This window comes from Streptosporangium album (genome assembly GCF_014203795.1).
In the GTDB taxonomy this organism is placed as follows: Bacteria; Actinomycetota; Actinomycetes; order Streptosporangiales; family Streptosporangiaceae; genus Streptosporangium; species Streptosporangium album.
Map to the genome: position 1 here is coordinate 1,594,614 of NZ_JACHJU010000001.1, position 22,612 is coordinate 1,617,225.

Below are 22,612 nucleotides of genomic sequence, written 5' to 3' on the forward strand. Positions count from 1 at the left end.
ACCGGCGAGACCGGAGCAAGGGATATTTCTATAAGTTTCTCGGATTCAGGCGAAATGATCCCGGCATCTTCGACATGGACGGGTGCACACGACCCCATCACCGAGGAGGCCACCGTGGGAACCGCCCATGGGTGACGACCGAAGAATCCTGTTCGAGAGGGTCTATCTCGATACTTATGGACAGATCCTCGGCTACGCGATGCGCCGCTGCGACTCTCCGGAGGACGCGGCGGACGTGGTGGCCGAGACGTTCGAGATCGCGTGGCGGAAGGTCGAGGACCTGCCGTCCGGCGAACAGGCCAGGCTCTGGCTGTACGGCGTGGCACGCAACGTCCTCGCCAACCATCGCCGGGGCCGGCTCCGCCGTCACACCCACCAGACGGCGCTGCGCGAGGACATCGCCGATCGCTACGCCCGGACGCCCTCGCCCGAAGAACACGTGGAACTCGGCGCGATAGGCCGCGTTTTCCGTGAGCTGTCCGACGACGATCGCGAGCTGCTGTCGCTCGTCGTCTGGGAGGGCCTGGACGCCGGGGAGATCGCACGCGTCCTGGGCGGCTCCCGCAACGCCGTACGCATCCGGCTGCACCGTGCCCGCAGGCGCTTCTCGCGCGGGCTTGCGGCGGCGGGCGTCGAATCCATTCCGATGGGCCGGGACATGCGGCTCACGACGGGGAGGTCACTGTGAGAAACGTCCATGAGCCGCTGCACCGGCTGGCCCGGGTCCACGACGGTGAACTGACCGATCAGGCGTCCGCCGCGGGGGCGCAGGCGCTGCTCGCCTCGATCGTCTCCGGCCCCGGCGCGACCACCACCGCTGTCACCGCACCGGCGCCGCGGCGGCTGCGGATGCCGCGTCTGGCGGTCGGGGCGCTCGCGGCCGGCGTGCTCGTCGCCGGTGTCATCGTCGGCCCCGGTGTGCTCGGCAGCGGAAGCGCCACGAGCTACGCGAACTCCGCCATCGCCATCGAACGGGACGGGGACCAGTACGTCGCGCGCATCAAGGACCCGTTCGCCGACCATGAGAGGTACACCGAGGCGTTCCACGCGGTCGGCCTGAACGTCGACCTGCGCTCGGTGCCCGTCTCGCCGGGCTCGGTGGGAAAGATCCTGGGAATGATGATCACGGGCAAGGACGCGCTCGACCCCGCACCCGACCCCTCCGGTCCCCGGTCCGACGGCGTTCTCCTCTCGGCGGGGACGGTCCCCGAAAACTGCCACCCCGGACGGGACAGCGGTTGCGTCATGGTGATGCGCGTCCCCGCCGCCTTCACCGGCGACGTCAACGTCAGGCTGGGACGCCAGGCGCGGCCGGAAGAGGAGTACGCGAACTTCGACCTGGCCATGGCCCCCGGTGAGATGTTCGACGGGGTCCGGCTGAGAGACGGCCGCCCGGTGCGCGACGTCCTGACCGAGGCGCGCAGGCGTGATCTGACCACGGTGTTCAGCCTCATCAAGGTGGATGAGAAGACGGGTGGCCTGTCCTTCGAACCGCTCCCCGCCGACCGGGTCAAGGCCGGCTGGACCGTCTGGAACGCCTGGCAGGTGAAGGCGGGCGTGATCCGGTTGCTCGTCACGCCCGAACGGCTGCCCGAGAACCCCTTCCACAACGGGAGCGCGCCACCGCCCGCCTCCTGACCATCCTCGCGGGTACGGCCGGTCACTGACGGTGCTTACTTCCAGATCCGGTTGAGAACCACATCAACTCCGGAGCGGCATCCAGTATCCCCGGCAACGTCTCGCGCTCGTCGGCCTTGTGGAGTCCTCGGTTCATGCATGTCGACGGCAAGGGGAAGTTGGCGTCCTCGGCGGCACCGATGACGCATACCACCGGGGCCACGGCCGGCCTGTTCAATCTGCCGCGGCCGAGGCCGGGGTACGGCGCCGGGTGCCTGCCCACAGCAGGAGCGCGAGACAGCTGATCGCGGCGCCCAGCGCGCACACGGCACCCCAGCCGGCCACCGCGTAGAGGGCGGTCGAGGCGATGGCTCCAAGGGCGCTGCCGAGCGAGTAGAAGACCATGTAGCCGCCGATCAGTCGGCTGCCCGCGTCCGGGCGAAGTGTGTAGATCAGGCTCTGGTTGGTGACGTGGACCGCCTGCACGGCGAGGTCGAGGACGATCACGCCGACCGCCAGTGCCCATAGTGACTGTCGGGCGAAGGTCAGGGGCAGCCACGAGGCGACGAGCAGGGCCAGGCCGATGCCGGTGGTCCGCTGGGAGAGCCCGCGATCGTTTAGGCGGCCGGCTGCGGTCGCAGCCAGGGCGCCCGCGGCTCCCACCAGTCCGAACGCGCCGATTGCCGTGTGGGACAGAGACAGCGGAGGCGCGCTCAGCGGCAGCGCGACACAGCTCCACAGGGTGCTGAAGGCGGCGAAGATGAGCAGGGCGAGCAGGGCACGGAGCCGAAGGAGGCGCTCCTGTGCGAACAGGGTGAGCGTGGAGCGCAAGAGCTGTCCGTAGTTCATGGACGGTGCAGCGGTGTCGCGGGGCGGCAGGACATGGTGCAGTGCCAGGGCGAGCGCGCAGGTGAGGGCCACCGAGGTGAGGTAGACGGAGCGCCAGCCGGCGAGGTCGGCCAGGAGGCCGGATACGGTGCGGGCAAGCAGGATGCCGGTGACCACACCGCTGGTCACGAGGCCGACGACGCGTCCGCGTTGCGCCGGTGGGGCGAGCGAAGCAGCGAAGGCCACCAACGTCTGGGTCACCACCGCGAGGAGTCCCACAGCGGCCATACCCGCAAGCAGGAGCGCCGCGATGGTGGCGGTGCCGACCACCGTCAGCGCCGCTGCCAGCAGGAGCAACTGCATCACGATGAGGCGTCTGCGGTCGACCAGGTCGCCCAGCGGCACGATGAAGAAGAGTCCCAGCCCGTAACCAAGTTGTGTGAGGGTGACGACGGCACCGAGTGTCGCCGGGCTGATCGCGAAGTCACGGCCCAGTGTCACCAGGAGGGGCTGCGCGAAGTAGACGTTGGCCACCGCGGTCCCGCCGGCGATGGCGAAGAGCAGGGTGACGCCTCGGGGTAGCGCGAAGCTGGGAGTCCCCTCCTTCGTGCCCGTGGTCCTCGGTGTCGTGCTCTCGTCGTTGCCGGCCACTCGGCGCCCTCCGGAGATTAGTTTCATCTTGCTACCAGATGGACGATAATCGTTCTGGTAGCATGTTGCAACCGATGTAAATGTGGAGGGTGTCATGGTGAGGCGGACGCGTTTCAATGACAGTGACTGTCCCGTCGCGCGATCAGTCGACGCGATCGGTGACTGGTGGTCCTTGTTGATCGTGCGGGACGCGTTTGACGGCAGCCGCCGCTTCGGAGAGTTCCAACGCAGCCTCGGCGTCGCCAAGAACATCCTCAGCACGCGTCTGCGCGTCTTGGTCGCCGGCGGCATCCTCGACGTCGTCCCGGCCTCCGACGGCAGTTCCTACCACGAGTACGTTCTGACGCCGAAGGGAAAAGACCTCTTCCCTGTCATCGTGGCGCTGCGGCAGTGGGGCGAAGGACACTTCTTCGAGCCCGATGAACCGCATTCGGAGATGATCGACCGCCAGCGCAGGCGGCCCTTGCGCGTGCTAGAGGTCCGCTCCGCAGACGGACGACGGCTCGACCCCGATGACACCATTGTCAACAAGGTCAATCAGCCCAGAACGCCGACCGGGACAAGGCCCGAGTAGCCTTCTGACGCAGCTGTGGCGCGACGGTCCCAACCAGCTGGCCCCACTTTTTACCGCGGCGAGAAGACCTCACTCCGCCGACAGGACCAGGCCGCTGGTCGGCACGCCGGTGCCGGCGGTGACCAGGACGTTGCGGACGGCGGGGACCTGGTTCACCGAGGTGCCCCGGATCTGCCTGACGGCCTCGGCGATGCCGTTCATGCCGTGGATGTAGGCCTCGCCGAGCTGGCCGCCGTGCGGGTTGACCGGCAGCCGGCCGTCGATCTCGATGCCGCCGCCGGCCACCAGGTCGCGCGCCTCGCCCCGGCCGCAGAAGCCGAGCTCCTCCAGCTGGGTGAGCACGAACGGGGTGAAGTGGTCGTACAGGATGGCGGTCTGGATGTCGGCGGGCCCCAGGCCGGACTGCTCCCAGAGCCGGCGGCCGACCACCCCCATCTCCGGCAGGCCGGTCAGGTCGTCGCGGTAGTAGCTGGTCATCATCATCTGACCGGCGCCCGCACCCTGGGCCGCGGCGGTGATCAGGGCCGGTGACCTGCGCAGGTCCCTGGCCCGCTCCGCCGAGGTGACCACCAGCGCCACCGCGCCGTCGCTCTCCTGGCAGCAGTCGAGCAGATGCAGCGGCTCCACGATCCATTTGGACGCCTGGTGCTCCTCCAGCGTGATCGGACGGCCGTGGAACCACGCGGCGGGGTTGGAGGCCGCGTGCCGGCGCATGGCCACGGCCACCCTGCCGAAGTCCTCGGACGTCGCGCCGTAGGTGTGCATGTAGCGCCGGGCGAACATGGCGACCCAGCCCGCCGGGGTCATCAGCCCGTACGGCACATGCCAGCTCATCTCCAGGCCCAGGGAGGACGGCTCCCCGCCGACCCGGGCGTCGGGCTGGCCGAACCTGCGCCCCGAACGCTCGTTGAACGCGCGGTAGCAGACCACGGTCTCGGCCGCCCCGGTGGCGACCGCCATCGCGGCGTGCAGCACGGTGCCGCACGCCGCGCCACCGCCGTAGTGCACCCGGGAGAAGAACGTCAGGTCGCCGATGCCCACCTCGCGGGCCACGGCGATCTCCTCGTTGGTGTCCTGGGTGTAGGTCACCAGCCCGTCCACGTCCGAGGGGCTCAGGCCCGCGTCGTCCAGTGCCGCGGACACCGCCTCGGCCGCGAGCCGGAGCTCGGACCGTCCTGACTGCTTGGAGAACTCGGTCGCGCCGATGCCGGCGACGGCCGTGCTCCCCGAAAAGGGGACCACGCTGGTGAGAACCTTTCTACCGGGGGATCACGGGAGACCGTGCTCAGTGGTCGGGCAGGGCGAACCGGACGGTGCCGGAGGCGTGGTCGCCGAGGCTCACCTTGCCGCAGACCTCGACCGTGAACTCACCGTCCTCGCACGCGACGACGGTGCCGGTGAAGGTGAGCGTGTCCCCCGCGTAGGCGGGGACGCCGAGCTTGACGTTGATGCCGCGGATCAGCGCCTCGGGGCCCGCCCAGTCGGTGACATAGCGTTCGACGAGGCCCATCGTGGTCAGGATGTTGAGGAAGATGTCCTTCGATCCCTGCGCGCGGGCGCCCTCGACGTCGTGGTGGACCGGGGTGAAGTCCATCGTGGCCAGCGCCGTCGAGACGATCACGGTGGGGCTGAGCTCGATCACGAGATCGGGGAGAAGAGACCCGACCTCCACCTGATCTTCGGTAAGTGTCCGCATCATGTCTCCCGGGGGGCCCACATCGGCAGGATCAGCTCGTCGTCCATCTGGCGGTAGGTCACACGCAACGGCATACCGATACCCACTTCTTCAGGCGGGCAGTCCACGACATTGCCCACGATCCGCACACCTTCCGGCAGCTCCACCACAGCGACCACAAAAGGCGCTTTCAACCCCGGAACCGGGGGGTTGTGGTGCACGACGTAGCTGTAGAGCTCGCCTTCGCCGCCGGCGACGAGGTGCGTCCGGTTGGCCGAACGGCACGACGGGCAGACCGGGCCCGGGGGGTGCCGGAGTTCGCCGCAGTCCGCGCAGCTCTGGATCCGTAGCTCCCCCTTGGCGACACCTTCCCAGAAGAACGCGGTGTCTCCGTTGACCGCGGGCCGCAGCGGGTACGGCTCGCGGATGCCGGGGCTGGTTTTCTGCTCCCGCGGACGAAATTTCAGTATCCGGAACAGCATGTGGGCCACCGGTTCGTCCCGGGAGTACCAGGTGATGTTCCAGGTGACGAAGTAGCCCTCGCCGAGCGCCGTCCTCTTGGGCCCGGAGAGCCCGGTGAACCGGGTGGCCGGGACCAGCCGCTCGCCGAGCCGCAGGTAGCGCCGGTAGGTCTGCTCGCAGTTGGTCGCGACCACGCCGGTGTAGCCGCCCGCGTCCAACGTCCCGAGCACGTCGCCGATCGGGCTGCTCTCCTGCTCGTCCCTCCCGCCCACGCCGGGCATGTTCCAGACCTGGACCATCGCCGGAGGCGCCACGATCTCGCCGTGCACGCTGTCCGCCGCCGCCTCTGCGTCGGTGTAGAGCGGGTTGGCGTCGCCCATGGCGGCGACCCAGTGCCGGATCATCGGGAGGTTCACCGGGTCCGCCGCCGCGACGCCCCGAACCTCGCCGACCGCCGCCTGACGCTCGGCCAGGGCCAGGAGCAGGTCGTGGAAGCCGGGACCGTCCGCCGCGCTCATCGGGGCGGCCTCGGCAGGCTCAGGCCGAGCATCGCGATGAGCTCGCGCTGGACCTCGTTGACGCCGCCGCCGAAGGTGAGCACGATCGCGCCCTTGACGCCGCGGTCGAGCCGGGCGACGAAGTCGGCCGTCTCCGGGTCGTCCGGGTCGCCGAAGCGGGCCAGGACGTCGCCGACGACCCTGCCGACCTCCTGCATCCGCTCCGAACCGTAGATCTTGGTGGCCGAGGCGTCGGGGGCGCCCAGCCAGCCCAGGTCCATGTTGGCCGCGACCTGCCAGTTCAGCAGCTCGTTGGTCCGGAAGCAGGCGTAGACCCGGCCGAGCGCGCGCCGCACGGCGGGCTCCTCGACGAGACCGGTGTTGCGGGCCCAGCGCAGGAACCTGTCGTAGGTGTGGGCGAGGTTGCCCGCCGGACCCAGCGTGACCCGTTCGTGGTTGAGCTGGTTGACGATCAGGTCCCAGCCCTTGTTCTCCTCGCCCACCACCATGTCCACCGGCACGCGCACGTCGGCGTAGTAGGTGGAGTTGGTGTGGTGACGCCCGTCCATGGTGGTGATCGGGGTCCACGAGAAGCCCGGGTCGGCACAGTCGACGATCATCATCGTGATGCCGCGGTGCTTCTTGGCGTCCGGGTCGGTGCGGGCGGCCAGCCAGATGTACTGGGAGTAGTGCGCCCCCGACGTGAAGATCTTCTGGCCGTTGACGACGTAGTGGTCGCCGTCGCGGACCGCGGTGGTGCGCAGGGACGCCAGGTCGGTGCCCGCCCCGGGCTCGCTGTAGCCGATCGCGAAGTGGCACTCCCCCGCCAGGATGCGCGGCAGGAAGAACTCCTTCTGCGCCGCCGTGCCGTACTGCATGAGGGTCGGGCCGACGGTCTGCACCGTGATGATCGGGTAGGGCACCTCGGCGCGGGCGATCTCGTTGGCGAAGATCTGCTGCTCCAGCGGGCCGTACCCGCCGCCGCCGTACTCCTCCGGCCAGCCCAGCCCGAGCTTGCCGTCGCGGCCGAGGGCGCGGCAGTGTTCCATGTAGGCGTGGCCGAACGGGTCGGCGGAGATCCGCTCGCGGTCCTCGGCGGTCAGGCAGGCCTGGAAGTAGTCGCGCAGTCCGTCGCGGAGCCGCTTCTGCTCGGGGGTCAGGTCGATCAGCATCAGATGAGCGCTCCGATCGTGTCGAGCCGGGCTTCCACGCCGCCCAGCAGATGGGCGTGGTGCCTGCCCCAGGCGAAGTAGCGGTGCAGCGGGTAGGTCACGTCCAGGCCGATCCCACCGTGCAGGTGCTGGCAGGTGTAGAGCGCCGCGAGCGCCGAGTCCGTCACGGTGAGGGCGCCGACGGCCAGGTCGGTCTCGGCCTCCTCCTCCGGCCCCTCGGCCAGCCGCCACGCCCCGGCCCACATGGCCACGTCCAGCGTCCGGCCGGCGATGTAGACGTCGGCGATCTGCACGGTCACGGCCTGGAACTCGGCCAGCGCCCGGTCGAACTGCCTGCGCGTCCTGATGTACTCCGTGGTCAGCGCGAGCGCCCCGGCCAGCACGCCGGAGGCGACGGCGAGGGTCCCCGCCAGCGCCAGCCTGCGCAGCCCGCCGAACGCCTCGCCGTCCTGCCCGCCCACCGGCTCGCCCGGGGAGCCGTCCAGCGTGAGCGTGGCGGTGGGCTCACCGGTCGAGACGCGCAGGGGCCGCAGGGTCGTCGCCCCCGGGGCGACCAGGAACACGCCGACGCCGTCCTCGGTGACGGCGGGGACGAGGACCTTCGCCGCCTCGGCCGCGTACGGCACCGCGCCCGTGCGTCCGTGCAGCGACCACCCGCCCCCGTCCCTGCGGGCGGTCACGGTGGGCGTGCCACCGAGGTCGCGGCCGGGCTCGCGCAGCGCGGAGGTCAGTACGGCCTCGCCCTCGGCCAGGGGTGCCAGCGCCTCGCGCTGCTCGCGGGAGCCGTGGCGGGCGACGGTCAGCGCGGCGACCAGGCTCTGCTGGACGGGGACCGGGGCCACGTGCGCGCCGATCTCCCGCAGCACGACCGCCAGCTCGACCGGCCCGAGACCGGCGCCGCCCGCCTCCTCCGGGATGCAGACTCCCAGCAGCCCGGCCTGGGCGAGGGAGCCCCACAGCTCCGCGTCGTACGGCGCGCCACTCGCCTCGTGGGCTTCGAGCCTGCTGCCCGTCGCCTCCCGGCCGAGGAGCTCTTTCGTGAGTTTGCGCAGGTCACTCTGTGTCTCATCAAGATTGAAGTCCACTAGCGCTCCAGAGGGTGCCGCCGGCCGTGCCGGATGAACTCGTCGATCTCGGTGATGCCGCCGGATGCCGAGGTCCGCCCGCCCGGGCGTCACGCCTCCCGGCGATGGTGCTCAAGTCAGCCGTCCCGAAAAGTAGAACACATTCTATTATTTGTCCATAGGCGGCCGATCGCAATAAGCGACGACACATCGCCGTAGCGCATATGCCATGAAAGGGCGGGCCATCTTTGTGACTAGCGGGTAACCCATCAGAGTATCCGGAAATCAGATAACGTGTTCTCATGCGTACCCCGCATGTGACCATCGAGGCGCCGGTCGCCTCGCGCCTCCCCGGCCCGCCGCCCCCGAGCGCCGCCGGACGGGCCAAGACCAAGGGGGCACCCGGCGTGCAGAGCGAACCGGCGTCCTCGGGCGTCCGCACGAGGAGCCAGCACCAGCGGCGCAAGCGCATCGTCCAGGCGGCCGCCGCCCTGGCCTCGCGCGGCGGCGTCGAGGCCATGCAGATGCGCACCGTCGCCGAGCGCGCGGGAGTCGCCCTCGGCACCCTCTACCGCTACTTCCCCTCCAAGATGGACCTCGTCGTCGCCGTCGTCAGCGAGGAGCTCGACCTCCTGGAGAGCAGCATCGAGCGCCGCCCACCCGGTGCCGCCACCCCTTCGGGCCGGGCCGTCGACGTCCTGATGCGCGCCACGCGCGGCCTGATGCGCGAGCCCGAGCTCGCCGACGCGCTCATCCGCTCACTGATCATGGCCGAGGTGGACACCCCGTTCGGGGACCGCATGACGGGCCTGCTGCTGCGCGTCGCCGGAGACGAGCTCACCGCGGAGACCGCCACCGAGGAGCAGTTCGCCCTCGCCGGCTCGCTGTCCAGCGTCTGGGTGCACGAGCTGCTGGAGATGCTCCGCGGCCGCCGCACGTACGAACAGATCCAGCGCCGCATCGAGATCGCCGCCACCCGCCTGCTCGCCGATCTGCAGCCTCCCGCTCCGGCCTGAGACCTTCCGTCTGAAACTAGAACGCGTTACGGTCACAGTCGGAAGATGACCAGAGCGACGTTCTAGAGGGACCGGCTCGCGGACGCCGGCTCCGAGCCGCCGGGCGAGGGGATCGTATGGGTGCAGTGATCGTCGAGGCCGTGAGAACCCCGATCGGCAGGCGTAACGGCTGGCTGGCGGGGCTGAAGCCGCAGGCCCTGCTCGCCGCCGCGCTGAACGGCCTAATCGGCAGGTCGGGGATCGACCCGTCCGCCGTAGGCCAGGTCTTCGCCGGATGCGTCACCCAGGCGGGCGAGCAGGGCGGGCACGTGGGCCGGCACACCTGGCTCTACGCCGGCCTGCCGTACCAGACGGGCGTGACCACGATCGACGCGCAGTGCGGCTCCTCCCAGCAGGCCGTCCACCTGGTCGCGGCCCTCATCCAGGCGGGCGTCATCGACGTCGGCGTCGCCTGCGGCGTCGAGGTGATGAGCCGCGCGCCGCTGGGCAGCAACGTGCTCCCGGCCAGCCCCCGGCCCGACGACTGGGCCATCGACCTGCCCGACCAGTTCACCGCCGCCGAGCGGATCGCCCAGCGGCGCGGGCTGACCCGCGAGCGGCTCGACCGGTTCGGCGCCCGGTCCCAGCGACTGGCCGCCGAGGCGTGGGCACAGGGCCGGTTCGACCGGGAGATCGTCAAGGTCACCGCCCCCGTCCTCGGCGAGGACGGGCAGCCGACCGGTGAGAGCCGGACCGTGGACACCGACCAGGGACTGCGCGAGACGACCGTCGAGGGGCTGGCCAGGCTCAAGCCGGTGATGGGCGACGGCGGCCTGCACACCGCGGGCACCGCCTCCCAGATCTCCGACGGCGCGGCGGCCGTGCTGCTGATGAGCGAGGAGGCCGCCGCCCGGCACGGCCTGCGCCCCCGGGCCCGCATCCTCGCCCAGGCGCTCGTCGGCGCCGAGCCGTACTACCACCTGGACGGACCGGTGGACGCGACGGCCAGGGTCCTGTCCGCCGCGGGCATGACCGTCTCGGACATCGACCGGTTCGAGGTGAACGAGGCGTTCGCCTCGGTCGTCCTCTCCTGGGCGTCGGTGCACGGACCGGACATGGACCGGGTCAACACGGGCGGCGGTGCCATCGCCCTCGGCCATCCGGTCGGCGCGACCGGCTCCCGGCTGATCACCACCGCCCTGCACGAACTGGAGAGATCCGACTCGTCCACCGCCCTGGTGACGATGTGCGCGGGCGGGGCGCTGGCCACGGCGACCGTCCTCGAACGACTGTAAGAGCTGAGGAGCACCACCTGTGAAGTCCCGCCGCAGGCCGTACAGCGAGCAGCGCCCGACAGACGCCGGCGGCGGGGTGTGGAGCGTGCCCGTCCCGATCCCCGGCAGCCCGCTCGGCTACACCCTGGTCTACGCGATCGAGTCCCCCGCCGGGCCGGTGCTCGTCGACGCGGGCTGGAACCATCCGGAGGCCTGGCTGGCGCTGCGGGACGGGCTGTCCTCCATAGGCATGGACGTCCGTGAGGTCCGGGGGGTGGTGGTCACCCACTACCACCCCGACCACGCCGGTCTGGCCGGGCGGGTCCGGGAGGAGTCCGGGGCGTGGATCGCCATGCACGAGGCCGACATCGCAATGGTCAAGCTGTTGCGCGGCTTCGACGCCGGCGGGCACCGCGAGTTCCGTGCCGACATGCTGCGCCGGGCGGGGGCGGCCAGGGTCGAGGTGGAGGAGGTGTCGGCGCACCAGCCGCGGCCGCCCGCGCTGCCCGACCGGACGCTCCACGACGGCGACCTGATCGACCTGCCCGGCCGCAGGCTCCGCACGGTCTGGACCCCCGGCCACACTCCGGGCCACATCTGCCTGCACCTGGAGGACGCCGGCCGGATCTTCACCGGGGACCACGTGCTGCCGGCGATCACCCCGCACATCGCCGTCTACCCCTACGACCGCGCCGATGTGGACCCGCTCAGCGACTTCCTGGAGTCGCTGGAGAAGGTGGCGGCCCTGGGTGACCTCGAAGCCCTGCCCGCCCATGAATGGGTGTTTCAGGACACGGCTGCCCGGGCGACGGAGATCCACACGCACCACGAGGAGAAGCTCGTACGGCTCGCCGCCCTGCTGGCCGAGGCCGGCGAGCCCCTCACCATCTGGGAGACCGCCGCCCGGATGACCTGGAACCGTTCCTGGGAGGAGCTGTCGGCGATGCTGCGAGGCATGGCCGCCGGAGAGGCCGCGGCCCATCTGCGCACCCTGGAGGTCCGGGGCGTGATCCGCCGCACACCGGAGGTGGACCCGGTCCGCTTCGCCCTACACTCATAGACATCCGATGTATGAGGGACCCAGGGGATGGTGAAGCGTGGCGGTCACCGACGCCGCTATCGACAAGATCAAGCAGATGATCCTCTCGGGTGAGCTCTCCCCCGGCAGCAGGCTGCCGAAGGAGGCCGACCTGGCCGAACGGCTCGGCCTCTCCCGCAACTCCCTGCGGGAGGCCGTCCGCGCGCTGGCTCTGATCAACGTGCTGGACGTACGCCAGGGCGACGGCACGTACGTGACCAGCCTGGAGCCGAGGCTCCTGCTGGACGCGATGTCGTTCGTGGTGGACTTCCACCAGGACGACACCGTGCTGCAGTTCTTCCAGGTCCGGCGGATCCTCGAACCGGCGGCGACCGCGATGGCCGCCTCGCGGATGACCGAGACCGAGGTGGACGGGCTGCGCAAGATCCTCGCCGCGCTGCCCCCCGACCCGAGCGTGGAACAGCTCGTCGCCAACGACCTGGAGTTCCACCAGAGCATCGCGGCGGGCTCGGGCAACGCGGTGCTGTGCTCCCTCATAGAGAGCCTGTCGGGCCCCACCACCAGGGCCCGGATCTGGCGGGGCCTGACCCAGGAGAACGCCCTGGAGAAGACCCGCGAGCAGCATGCCGCGATCTGCGACGCCATCGCCGCCGGGCAGCCCGAGGTCGCCCGCGCCTGGGCGACGGTCCACATCGCCGGCGTGGAGGAGTGGCTGCGCAGCGCACTCGCCTGAGCAAGCGCACATCAGGAAAGATCATAAAGTCGTACGCTTGGGGCGGACCGATTCTGCGATCACGAGGATGAGCCCCCCATGCAGCCACTCGATGGAGTCGATCTGAGGGTGGTCGCCGCCCTGCAGGTGAACGGCCGGGCCACCTGGGACCGGATCGCCCGCGTGCTGAAGGAGCCGACCCGCAACGTGGCGCGGCGGGCCACCCGGCTCCGGGAGTCGGGGGTGCTCTCGGTGATCGGGATGGTCGACGATCTACGGCTGGACTCGGTGGTGCTCCGGCTGCGCTGCCGCCCCGGCTCGGCGGCCGGCGTGGGCGCGGCCCTCAGCGAGCTGCCGCAGGCCCGGTTCGTCACGCTGGTCTCGGGGTCGGCGGACTGCGTGGCGGAGCTGTCCGTGGCCGACGACACCCTGCAGGACCTGCTCTTGCAGGACATCCCGGCGATCGACGGGGTGCTGGAGATCACCGTCTACCCGGCGTTGAAGTATTTCAGCACCCCCCTGGACTGGCATCTCGGCGTGCTCACCCAGCAGGAGACCGAGGAGCTGCACGAGCAGTGGCCCCCGGCGCCGGGGCGCTTCCAGCGCGCGCGGGAGGCCCCCTCCGCCGAGGACGAGCAGATCATCGCGGTGATGGCCGCCGACGGCCGCGCCACCCACGCCGAGGTCGCGGCGGCCACCGGGACCAGCGAGTCGACGGCCCGCCGCCGCCTGGACTCGCTGTTGCGCCGGGGCATCCTGCGTGTCCGTGCCAAGATCGAACCCGCCTATCTCGGACTGCCGACCGAGGCCGTGCTCTGGCTCCGGGTGGTCGAGAGCGAGGTGGAGGCCGTGGGACAGGCGCTGGCCGCCCGGCCGGAGGTCAGGTGCGTCGCGGCTGTGGCGGGGGACCACCAGCTGGTGGCGCAGACCGCCCTGCCCGGCAGGGCGGAGCTGTACGCGTTCCTGCGGATGATCGGCGGGCTGCGGGGCATGCGGGCCATCGAGACGACCGTGATGCTCCGTCCGCTCAAGCGCGGCTTCATGATCAAGAGAGACGGCCGGGTGGAGCGCCGAGCCGGGCCGACCGGCTCTTCGTGACGCCCAGCGCGGCGGCGAGGCAGGCCACAGGGATCGCGGGCAGCACGTAGCGGTGGTCGAGTCCAGTGCGGCGACGGGCGCGACGAGCAGGAACGCGGCCGTCGCCCACGGCAGCAGCGCCGCCCGCCGCCGGCCGATCGAGCGGCGCCCCTCAGGCGACCCAGGCCGGCAGGAGCTTGTCGCCGTCGGGGATGGCGCAGTCCGCCGAGACGCGGGTGTCGCCGACCACGTAGGCGCGCATGCCCGCGGGGGCGACGACGATGGCGACGAACCCGGCCGCCTGGTCCGAGCTCAGGCGGCGCGGCACGTCGGCCGGGATGACGAGGGTGTCGCCCGGCCCGACGGTGAGCTTCTCGCCGTCGAGCTCGACGGTCGCGCCGCCGTCCAGCACGGTCCACACCTGCTCGGCGTCGATGGCGTGCGGCGGGCCCGCCTGGCCGGGGCGCATGTCGACGCGCCAGACGGCCTGCCCCGAGCCGCCCTGGGTCGGGGAGGCGAGCGTGGTCATGACGGCGTTGGGGGTCTCGGTCCGGCGGCTTTCCGCATGGCGGATGACAGGCATCGGGTAATCCTCTACATTAGACAATATGATTGTCTAAATAGTGAACCAGGTTGTCTATCGTGTCAAGTGACCCTCCGGGCTTCGAGCTGCCGCTCCGGCTGTTCCTCGGCTTCCGCGTCCTCATCGACGAGCTCCACGACGAGCTGGCCCGGCAGGGCCATCCCAACATGCGTCCGATGCACGGCTTCGTCTTCCAGGCGATCGGCCCCGACGGCACGACGGCCGCCGAACTCGGCCGCCGCCTGGGAGTGTCCAAACAGGCGGCGGGCAAGACCGTCGACGCACTGGAGCAGCTCGGCTACGTGGAGCGCGGCTCCGACCCGCGTGACGCGCGGCGCAAGGTCGTACGGCTCACCGAGCGCGGCATCGACTCCCTGGTGCGCTCGGCCCGCATCTTCGACGATCTGCGGGCCCGCTGGGCCGAGACGCTCGGCGAGGAACGGCTGCGCGCGCTGGAGGCCGACCTGCGCAAGGTCACCCCGACGGACGTCTTCCGGCTCGACGTCCCCGGCTGGTTCGGCGGGAGTTGAGCGGCAGCACACCCGGCGGGCACTCCCACCCGGTCTTCACCCAGGACTGAGGACCAGGGCACCGGCCCGTATTCCGGTAGCCCGCGGATCGGGAGGCTCCGCCCGGTGAGGGCTGGATCCTCCGGTGCGGGCAGGTCCGGCGTGCTAGCCCGGGATCAGGCCCTCGGCGACGAGGTCGGCCCAGAGATCCTCGGGGACGGGCCGGGCGACCAGGGCGGCGTTGCGGGCGACCTCGTCGGCGGACCGGACACCGACCACCACCGAGGCGACCGCCGGATGGCGCAGCGGGAAGGCCAGCGCCGCCTGGGGCAGGGTGACGCCGTGGCGTTCGCACACGGCCGCGACGCGGCGGGCGCGGGCGAGCAGCGGCTCGGAGGCGGGGGCGTAGTCGTAGGTGCCCGACGGCTCGTGGGTGGCGAGCAGGCCGCTGTTGAACACCCCGGCGGCGAGCACCGAGACGCCCCGCTCCAGGCAGAGCGGCAGCAGCTCCTCGGCTCCCGACCGATCGAGGAGGGTGTGGCGGCCGGCCGGCATGACCATGTCCACGCCGGTCTCCCGGACGAACCGGGTGAGCATCTCCGACTGGTTCATGCCGACCCCGACGGCCTTGACGACTCCCTGGTCACGCAGCTCGGCCAGGGCCGGATAGGCCTCGGACACGGCCTGCTCCCAGTGGTCGTCCGGATCGTGGATGAGCACGATGTCGACCGCGTCGAGGCCGAGCCGGAGCAGGCTCTCCTCCAGCGACCGCCGCACGCCGTCACGCGAGAAGTCCCACACCCGGCGGAGGTCGGCGGGGACGTCGAAACCCTGGTCGTCCCTGCCGGCGGGACCACCGGCGGGCGCCGGCACGAGCAGGCGGCCGACCTTGGTGGACAGGGTGTAGGAGTCGCGCGGCCGCCCGGCCAGGGCGGCGCCGAGCCGCCGCTCCGACAGGCCGAGCCCGTAGTGGGGCGCGGTGTCGAAGTGACGGAACCCGGCGTCGTAGGCGGCGTCCACCGTCGCCCTGGCCTCGTCGTCGCCCACGGCGGTGAACAGGTTGCCGATCGGGGCGGAGCCGAAGCCGTAGGTGCTGAGGGGGAAGGTCATGGCAGTCAATCCTGTACCTTGCCGTAGCCGCTCGGGAAGAGGGTCAGTCCTGCGCCTTGCCGCCGGCGAGGCGGCTGATCATCAGGGCGATCAGGATGATCGAACCGTAGACGAGCTGCTTCCACTCGCCGGGCACGCCCTTCAGCGTCAGGATGTTCTCGACGAGACCGATCACCAGGACACCGGTGAGAGCGCCGAGGATCGTGCCCTTGCCGCCGTCCATGCTGACCCCGCCGATGACCGCGGCGGCGAAGGCCATGAAGATCCAGCCGACGCCCTGGTTGGCGCTGATGCCGCCCAGGCGGCCGGTCTCCAGCACTCCGGCGAGCGCGGCGATCACGCCACCGACGACGAAGACGGTCCACAGGACCCGCTCGACCCGGATGCCCGCCGCGCGGGCGGCGTCGGCGTTGCCGCCGATGGCGTACAGCGCGCGACCGGCCCGGAAGTAGCCGAGCGCGGCGATGGCCCCGGCGAAGAGCACGCCGGTGATCCAGATGGCCGCGGGGACGCCCAGCCAGGTGGCGCTGCCGAGGTAGAGAAACGACTCCGGCAGCGCGAACAGGCTCTTGCCCTGGGTCAGGCCGAGCTGGAGGCCGTGAACGACGATCATCATGGCCAGCGTGACGATGAAGGCCGAGAGCTGGAACCGCATGATCAGGAAGCCGTTGAAGGCGCCGATCAACCCGCCGATCAGCAGGCAGAGCGGGATCGCCAGGACGGCGGGCAGCTCCAGGCCGAACCCGCCGGAGGCCACCGGGATGACCAGCATCACGCCGACGGCGGGGGCCATGCCGACCGTGGACTCCAGAGACAGGTCGAACTTGCCGGCGATGAGGATCAGCGCCTCGGCGAGCACCACCAGCGCCAGGGCCGACTGCTGCTGGAGCACGTTGATCAGGTTGCCCGGGGTGAGGAAGACCGGATCAACGAAGGATCCGGCGATCAGCAGCACGACGATCACCGGGACCAGGGTGAGGTCCCGGAAGCGCCCGAGCTGGATGCGGCGGCCCGCCGGGACGGCCACCGCGGGAGAGGTCTTTGTCGTGGTCATCACTGGTCGATACCTTCCATCGCCGCCACCAGTTCGGTGTCGGTCCAGCCGCGCGGCACGTCCTTCACGACGTGGCCGTGGAACATGACCAGGACCCGGTCGCAGATCCGCAGGTCGTCGAGCTCGTCGGAGACCAGCACCGCTCCGGCCCCCCGGGCGGCCGCGTCCTCCACGGCGCCGAGGAGCGCGTGCTTGGCCTTCACGTCCACCCCGGCGGTCGGGTTGATGACCACGAGAGCGCGGGGGTCGTCCGCCAATGCCCTGGCCAGCACGACCTTCTGGGCGTTGCCACCGGACAGGTCGCCCACCGGCTGGTCGGGGCCGGTCGTCTTGATGTCCAGCTCGGCGATCATCCGGGCGCCGCGCTCACGCCGTCTCGCCGGGGAGATCAGGCCGTACCGGCCGAGCTTGTGCGCGATCGGGACGGTGGCGTTCTCCGCGATCGACAGCAGCGGGACGAAGCCCTCCCGGTGCCGGTCCTGGGGGACGAAGCCGAGCCCGGCGGCCAGAGCCGAGGGCACGTCTCCCGGTCTGACCTCGGTGCCGTTGACGGTCACCGTGCCGGTGTCGGCCCTGCGGAGGCCGACCAGGGTCTCGGCCAGACCGACCTTGCCGCTGCTGCCCGAGCCGGCCAGACCGACGATCTCCCCGGACCGGACGGCCAGGTCCACCCTCTGGTAACGGCCGTCGAGGCTGAGCCCTCGGGCGGCGAGGACGACGGGGGCCGAGGTGTCGGCCGTACGGGACCGGTGTTCGTAGGCGGCGGAGGCCTCGCCGGTCATCGCGTCGACCAGCCGGTCGTGCGGGAGGTCGCCGACCCTCGCGGTGACGATGTGCCGGGCGTCGCGGAAGACCGAGACGCTCTGGCAGATCTCGTACACCTCCTCCAGGTGGTGCGAGATGAACATCATCGTCACACCCTGCTCCCGCAGCGCGCGCATCCGGTCGAAGAGCCGCTGGATGGCAGGGCCGTCGAGCTGGGCGGTGGGTTCGTCAAGGATGATGAACCGGGCGCCGAACGACAGTGCCCTGGCGATCTCCAGGAGCTGACGCTGCTCGACGCCGAGGTCTCCGGCGAGGCTGTCGGCGTCGACGTCCACGCCGTACTGCTCCAGGAGCTGCCTGGCCCGTGAGCGCAGAGCACGCCAGTTGATCGCGCCCCGATCCGTCTGGCGGTTCAGGAAGAGGTTCTCCGCGACGGTGAGCGCGGGAATGATCGTCGACTTCTGGTAGACGCAGGCGACGCGCTGCCGCCAGGCGTCCCGGTCGGCCGGCGGCGGGGCGGGCTCGCCGCCGAAGCGGATCTCGCCCTCGTCGGGGCGCTGGAGACCGGTCAGGATCGACACCAGGGTGGACTTGCCCGCGCCGTTCCTGCCGACCAGCGCGTGCGTCTCCCCCTCCGTGATGGCGATCCCGGCGCGGTCGAGCGCGGTGGTCGGGCCGAAGCGCTTGGTGATGCCGAGCGCTTCGACCGCCTTAACGGAAGATGTCATCACTTGACCTGATTGCCCCAGAGATTCTTGTCGTCGACATTCTTCTTCGTCACCAGCGGGGCGGGAAGCTGGTCCTCAAGACCGTTCGGAAGCTGGATGATCGTGCTGTCGTGGTCGGTCGGGCCGGGCTGGAAAGTCTTGCCGTCGACCGCGGCCTTGGCGTAGAAGAGCGCGTACTTGGCGTAGAGATCGGCCGGCTGGGAGACCGTGGCGTCGATCTCCCCCTTGCGGATGGCCTCGAACTCCTGCGGGATGCCGTCGTTGGAGATCACGAAGACGTGCTTGGGGTCCTCCGGCGGCACGATCAGGCCCTTGGCCTTGAGCACCTGCAGGGTCGGGGCCAGGTGGACGCCGCCGGCGTGCATGTAGACGCCCTTGATGTCCGGGTGCTGCTGGAGGCGGGTCTGCAGCATCGAGGCGGCCTTGGTGCCGTCCCACTCGGTCGGCTCCTCGAAGACCGTGATGCCGGGGAACTTCTCCTTCATGCACGCGCCGAACGCCTCGGCCCGGTCCCGGCCGTTGACGGACGACAGCGCGCCCATGAGCTCGACGACCTTGCCCTTGCCGCCCAGCTTCTCACCGAGGAACTCGCACGCCTTGGTGCCGTAGGCCTTGTTGTCGGCCCGCACGACCATGAAGACCTTGCCCTTGTCGGGACGGGTGTCCACCGAGACGACCGGGATGTTCTTACCCTCCAGGGTCTGCAGTGTGGAGGCGATCGCGCCGGTGTCCTGCGGGGCCATGACGATCGCCTTCGCGCCCTGGCCGAGGAGCGCCTGGGTGTTGGCGACCAGCTTGGCCACGTCGTTCTGGGAGTTGGTCGGCGGCATCAGGTCGACGCCCAACTCCCCGGCGAGCTGGGGGACGTACTTGTTGTAGGAGTTCCAGAAGTCGGAGTCGGCACGAGGGAAGTCGACCCCGATCTTTCCGCCCTTGGCTCCGGTGTCGGCGGGCGCGGCGGAGGTGCCGGTGGTCCCCGACGAGCCACATGCCGAGATGGTGCAGACGAGCGCGAGCAGTGCCACGCCCGTTGCCGCAGTTTCACGTCTCATACCGTTCATACCGTTGCCTCGATTCGAAACCAAGTGGGGGGTGAACTTGCTGGTGAACCGGTATCTCGTATCTCGTCCGCCGCCGGGCCGCGTCACGTGGCGGGTCGGAGCCTGAGCCCCTGCATCCCTCCGTCCACGGCCAGGACCGTGCCGGTGGTGGAGCCCGCGAGCGGGCTCGCGAGGTAGGCGATCGCGGCCGCGACCTCGTCCGCGCTCACCAGGCGGCCCATCGGCTGGCGTCCCGAGAGGGCCGCCCGCTCGGCCACCGGGTCGGGGGCCGCGTCGAGCAGGCGCTGCACCCAGGGCGTGTCCGCGGTGCCGGGGTTGACGCAGTTGACGCGGATGCCCTCGCGGACGTGGTCGGCGGCCATCGCCAGGGTGAGCGACTGGACGGCCCCCTTGGACGCGCTGTAGAGCGCCCGCTGGGGCAGTCCCGCCGTGGCGGCGATCGAGCAGGTGTTGACGATCGCGGCGCTCACCGAGCGCCGGAGGTAGGGCAGGGCCGCCCGGGTCACCCGGACGAGACCGAGGACGTTGACGTCCAGGACTCTGGACCACTCTTCGTAGGGGTTGTCCTCGACCGTCCCGGCCGCGCCGATCCCCGCGTTGTTCACCAGGACGTCGAGGCCGCCCATCTGCTCGGCGGCCTGGGCGACCGCCGTACGGACCGCGTCCTCGTCGGTGACGTCCGCCTTGACCGGGATGAACGGCTCGCCGGGCGGGGCGACGTCCAGGCAGGCCACAGTCGCCCCGCGCGCGGCGAGCAGGGTGGCCGCGGCCAGGCCGATGCCGGACCCGCCGCCGGTGACCAGTGCTCGCAGGCCGTCGAACTCACGCATCGAGGGACCTCCAGACCAGGCCATCGGGATAGGTGTGGTCGCTGATCGACCGGGCGTGCATGGCGGCGCCGAAACCGGGCCGGCTCGGCGCGACGTAGGCGCCGTTCCTGATCACCACCGGGTCGGCGAAGTGCTCGTGCAGGTGGTCGACATATTCGATCACCCGGTTCTCCATCGAGGCGCTGACCGCGACGTAGTCGAACATCGCCAGGTGCTGGACCAGCTCGCACAGGCCCACCCCGCCCGCGTGCGGGCAGACCGGGACGCCGAACTTGGCCGCGAGCAGCAGGATCGCGATGTTCTCGTTCACGCCCGCGACGCGGGCCGCGTCGATCTGCAGGTAGGAGATGGCCTCGGCCTGCAGGAGCTGCTTGAAGACCATGCGGTTCTGCACGTGTTCGCCGGTGGCGACCGGGATCGGCGCGATGCCCCGCGCGATGGCGGCGTGACCGAGCACGTCGTCGGGGCTGGTCGGCTCCTCCACCCAGTGCGGCCGGAACTCCGCCAGGGCGTTCACCCAGGCGATGGCGGAGTCGACGTCCCAGCGCTGGTTGGCGTCGACGGCGATGGGGAAGTCGTCGCCGCAGGCGTCACGCGCGATGCGCATCCGCCGCCGGTCGTCCTGGAGGTCGGCGCCGACCTTCAGCTTGATCTGGGTGAAGCCCTCGGCCATCGCCTCCTTGCACAGGCGGCGCAGCTTGTCGTCGCTGTAGCCGAGCCAGCCGGGCGAGGTGGTGTAGGCGGGGTAGCCGTGCTCCCTCAGGTAGGCGATCCGCTCCCGGCGGCCCGGCTCGGCGGCCCGCAGGATCTCCAGCGCCTCCTGCGGGGTGAGGGCGTCGCTGAGGTAGCGGAAGTCCACCAGCGCGACGAGCTCCTCGGGCGACATCTCGGCGAGCAGCAGCCAGAGCGGCTTCCCCTCCCGTCTGGCCTTGAGGTCCCAGAGCGCGTTGACCACGGCGGAGATCGCCATGTGCATGACGCCCTTCTCCGGGCCGAGCCAGCGGAGCTGGGAGTCGTGGACCATCTCCTTCCAGAGCGTGCCCAGGTCCTCGGCGTCCCTGCCGAGCACGTACGGCTCCAGCGCCCTGATGGCGGCGGTCTGCACCTCGTTGCCACGGCCGATGGTGAAGGCGAAGCCGTGGCCCTCGGACCCGTCGTCGGTGCGGAGCACCAGGTAGGCGGCCGAGTAGTCCGGGTCCGGGTTCATCGCGTCGGAGCCGTCGAGCTCCAGCGAGGTGGGGAAGCGGATGTCGTGGGTCTCCAGCGCGGTGATGCGGTAGCCGCTCATGCCTGCCCCACCACCTGGCGCTGGCGGCCCAGGCCGTCGATCTCCAGCTCCATGACCTGACCCGCGCGCAGGTACGGCGTGTCCGGCAGGCCGAGCGCGACGCCGGCCGGGGTGCCGGTGTTGATGACGTCGCCGGGCTCCAGGACCATGAACCGGCTGAGGTAGCGGACGACCTCGGCGACGTGGAAGATCATGTTCTTGGTGTCACCGTTCTGGTACGGCTCGCCGTCCACCCAGAGCCGCAGCCCGAGGGCCTGCGGGTCGGCGATCTCGTCGGCGGTGACCAGCCAGGGGCCGAGCGGGTTGAACGTCTCGCAGGACTTGCCCTTGTCCCACTGGCCGCCGCGCTCCAGCTGGAACTCACGCTCGGAGACGTCGTTGGAGATCGCGTAACCCGCGATCGTGGAGAGCGCCTCCTCGTGCGTCTCCACGTAGCGGGCCGTCTCGCCGATGACGACGGCCAGCTCGACCTCCCAGTCGGTCTTCACGCTGCCCCGGGGGATCAGGACCTCGTCATGGGGTCCGACGACCGTGTTGGGGGCCTTCATGAAGATGATCGGCTCGACCGGGATCGCCGCGCCCGTCTCCTCGGCGTGGTCGCGGTAGTTGAGCCCGATGCACACGATCTTTCCGGGCCGGGCGATCGGCGCACCGATCCTCAGCCCCTCCGCTTCCAGCAACGGCAGCTCGTCTCGTTCCAGCGCCTCGCGGACGCGCGCCACTCCCCCGGAGGCGAAGAAAGCCCCGTCGATCTCGGGCTCCGAGATTGCGCGGAGATTACCGGCCCCGTCCATGACGGCCGGTCGCTCCTGGCCGACGGGCCCAACTCGCAGCAGCTTCACACCGCACCCTTCGTTCATACATCGGATGTATCGTGTCGCGATGCTGAGCGACGACACACCTCCATGTCAACCCCTTCCTGCGGGATACATCCGATCCGTTATCGAGGCGAAATCGCAGATAGCAGCCCTGAGACGCATTATTCCTCGCTCCTCCCTCTCCAGTCATCGGATTTTGTCTGCCAATTGACCAGAGGATCAGCCTGTC

Annotated in this window: 23 protein-coding genes; 9 read left to right on the forward strand and 14 right to left on the reverse strand. The window is 70.6% G+C overall.

The genetic code is table 11. The annotated features are described in order from the left end of the window. Positions 1 to 127 precede the first annotated feature (127 nt). Entirely contained in the window at positions 128 to 688 is a 561-nt protein-coding gene (locus FHR32_RS07440) for an RNA polymerase sigma factor (protein WP_184753621.1), read from the forward strand. Further along, entirely contained in the window at positions 685 to 1,638 is a 954-nt protein-coding gene (locus FHR32_RS07445) for a hypothetical protein (protein ID WP_184753622.1), read from the forward strand. The genes FHR32_RS07440 and FHR32_RS07445 overlap by 4 nt, the downstream gene beginning before the upstream one ends. Positions 1,639 to 1,851: 213 nt before the next feature. Here FHR32_RS07445 and FHR32_RS07450 read toward each other — a convergent pair whose 3' ends face one another. Further along, positions 1,852 to 3,123, reverse strand: coding sequence for an MFS transporter (locus FHR32_RS07450; RefSeq protein ID WP_184753623.1), 1,272 nt, complete (start codon positions 3,121 to 3,123; stop codon positions 1,852 to 1,854). 67 nt (positions 3,124 to 3,190) lie between these two features. Between FHR32_RS07450 and FHR32_RS07455 the strand changes: the two genes are divergently transcribed. Then, positions 3,191 to 3,670 carry a winged helix-turn-helix transcriptional regulator gene (locus FHR32_RS07455; protein WP_184753624.1) on the forward strand — a complete coding sequence of 160 codons (480 nt, stop codon included), beginning with the start codon at positions 3,191 to 3,193 and terminating at the stop codon, positions 3,668 to 3,670. 69 nt (positions 3,671 to 3,739) lie between these two features. Here the strand turns inward: FHR32_RS07455 and FHR32_RS07460 are convergent, their stop codons facing one another. The 5 genes from FHR32_RS07460 to FHR32_RS07480 are packed head-to-tail and all read right to left on the reverse strand — an operon-like array spanning position 3,740 to position 8,561. Continuing rightward, positions 3,740 to 4,912, reverse strand: a complete 1,173-nt coding sequence (locus FHR32_RS07460) for a lipid-transfer protein (protein ID WP_184753625.1) — start codon at positions 4,910 to 4,912, stop codon at positions 3,740 to 3,742. 43 nt (positions 4,913 to 4,955) lie between these two features. Next, the gene (locus FHR32_RS07465) at positions 4,956 to 5,369 is read right to left on the reverse strand and encodes a MaoC/PaaZ C-terminal domain-containing protein (RefSeq protein ID WP_281390843.1); all 414 of its coding nucleotides are present in this window, start codon (positions 5,367 to 5,369) and stop codon (positions 4,956 to 4,958) included. After that, positions 5,366 to 6,325, reverse strand: a complete 960-nt coding sequence (locus tag FHR32_RS07470; RefSeq protein ID WP_184753626.1) for a bifunctional MaoC family dehydratase N-terminal/OB-fold nucleic acid binding domain-containing protein — start codon at positions 6,323 to 6,325, stop codon at positions 5,366 to 5,368. The genes FHR32_RS07465 and FHR32_RS07470 overlap by 4 nt, the downstream gene beginning before the upstream one ends. Further along, a complete protein-coding gene (locus FHR32_RS07475; RefSeq protein ID WP_184753627.1) occupies positions 6,322 to 7,476 on the reverse strand; it encodes an acyl-CoA dehydrogenase family protein in 1,155 nt (384 codons plus the stop codon). Before FHR32_RS07475 ends, FHR32_RS07470 begins: the two co-directional genes overlap by 4 nt. Further along, a complete protein-coding gene (locus FHR32_RS07480; protein WP_184753628.1) occupies positions 7,476 to 8,561 on the reverse strand; it encodes an acyl-CoA dehydrogenase family protein in 1,086 nt (361 codons plus the stop codon). The genes FHR32_RS07475 and FHR32_RS07480 overlap by 1 nt, the downstream gene beginning before the upstream one ends. A gap of 281 nt (positions 8,562 to 8,842) precedes the next feature. On the opposite strand from FHR32_RS07480, the gene FHR32_RS07485 reads away from it, so the two are divergent. The 5 genes from FHR32_RS07485 to FHR32_RS07505 all read left to right on the forward strand — a co-directional run bounded on the left by FHR32_RS07485 (position 8,843) and on the right by FHR32_RS07505 (position 13,658). Further along, entirely contained in the window at positions 8,843 to 9,556 is a 714-nt protein-coding gene (locus tag FHR32_RS07485) for a TetR family transcriptional regulator (RefSeq protein WP_221465301.1), read from the forward strand. 116 nt (positions 9,557 to 9,672) lie between these two features. Continuing rightward, positions 9,673 to 10,830 (forward strand): steroid 3-ketoacyl-CoA thiolase, encoded by a 1,158-nt coding sequence (locus FHR32_RS07490; protein WP_184753629.1) that lies wholly within the window; start codon positions 9,673 to 9,675, stop codon positions 10,828 to 10,830. Positions 10,831 to 10,849: 19 nt separating this feature from the next. Beyond that, complete coding sequence (locus FHR32_RS07495; protein ID WP_184753630.1) at positions 10,850 to 11,869, forward strand: MBL fold metallo-hydrolase; 1,020 nt, start codon at positions 10,850 to 10,852, stop codon at positions 11,867 to 11,869. A gap of 37 nt (positions 11,870 to 11,906) precedes the next feature. After that, positions 11,907 to 12,581, forward strand: a complete 675-nt coding sequence (locus tag FHR32_RS07500) for a FadR/GntR family transcriptional regulator (protein WP_184753631.1) — start codon at positions 11,907 to 11,909, stop codon at positions 12,579 to 12,581. 78 nt (positions 12,582 to 12,659) lie between these two features. Beyond that, a complete protein-coding gene (locus tag FHR32_RS07505; protein WP_184753632.1) occupies positions 12,660 to 13,658 on the forward strand; it encodes an Lrp/AsnC family transcriptional regulator in 999 nt (332 codons plus the stop codon). A 151-nt stretch (positions 13,659 to 13,809) separates the two neighbouring features. Here the strand turns inward: FHR32_RS07505 and FHR32_RS07510 are convergent, their stop codons facing one another. Then, the gene (locus FHR32_RS07510; protein WP_184753633.1) at positions 13,810 to 14,220 is read right to left on the reverse strand and encodes a cupin domain-containing protein; all 411 of its coding nucleotides are present in this window, start codon (positions 14,218 to 14,220) and stop codon (positions 13,810 to 13,812) included. A gap of 59 nt (positions 14,221 to 14,279) precedes the next feature. Here FHR32_RS07510 and FHR32_RS07515 point away from each other — a divergent pair, with 59 nt between their 5' ends. After that, the gene (locus FHR32_RS07515) at positions 14,280 to 14,750 is read left to right on the forward strand and encodes a MarR family winged helix-turn-helix transcriptional regulator (protein WP_184753634.1); all 471 of its coding nucleotides are present in this window, start codon (positions 14,280 to 14,282) and stop codon (positions 14,748 to 14,750) included. A 144-nt stretch (positions 14,751 to 14,894) separates the two neighbouring features. Here the strand turns inward: FHR32_RS07515 and FHR32_RS07520 are convergent, their stop codons facing one another. The 7 genes from FHR32_RS07520 to FHR32_RS07550 form a co-directional block, all read right to left on the reverse strand. After that, on the reverse strand, positions 14,895 to 15,839 hold the full coding sequence (locus tag FHR32_RS07520; RefSeq protein ID WP_184753635.1) for an aldo/keto reductase: 945 nt from the start codon (positions 15,837 to 15,839) through the stop codon (positions 14,895 to 14,897). Positions 15,840 to 15,882: 43 nt separating this feature from the next. After that, positions 15,883 to 16,893: an ABC transporter permease gene (locus FHR32_RS07525; protein ID WP_184753636.1), complete on the reverse strand. Its 1,011-nt coding sequence runs from the start codon at positions 16,891 to 16,893 to the stop codon at positions 15,883 to 15,885. Continuing rightward, entirely contained in the window at positions 16,893 to 18,386 is a 1,494-nt protein-coding gene (locus FHR32_RS07530; protein WP_184753637.1) for a sugar ABC transporter ATP-binding protein, read from the reverse strand. The genes FHR32_RS07525 and FHR32_RS07530 overlap by 1 nt, the downstream gene beginning before the upstream one ends. Next, entirely contained in the window at positions 18,386 to 19,438 is a 1,053-nt protein-coding gene (locus FHR32_RS07535) for a sugar ABC transporter substrate-binding protein (RefSeq protein ID WP_184753638.1), read from the reverse strand. Before FHR32_RS07535 ends, FHR32_RS07530 begins: the two co-directional genes overlap by 1 nt. A gap of 92 nt (positions 19,439 to 19,530) precedes the next feature. After that, entirely contained in the window at positions 19,531 to 20,277 is a 747-nt protein-coding gene (locus FHR32_RS07540; protein WP_184753639.1) for an SDR family NAD(P)-dependent oxidoreductase, read from the reverse strand. Further along, entirely contained in the window at positions 20,270 to 21,565 is a 1,296-nt protein-coding gene (locus FHR32_RS07545) for an L-fuconate dehydratase (protein ID WP_184753640.1), read from the reverse strand. Before FHR32_RS07545 ends, FHR32_RS07540 begins: the two co-directional genes overlap by 8 nt. After that, entirely contained in the window at positions 21,562 to 22,407 is an 846-nt protein-coding gene (locus tag FHR32_RS07550) for a fumarylacetoacetate hydrolase family protein (RefSeq protein ID WP_184753641.1), read from the reverse strand. Before FHR32_RS07550 ends, FHR32_RS07545 begins: the two co-directional genes overlap by 4 nt. Between the last annotated feature and the right edge of the window lie 205 nt (positions 22,408 to 22,612).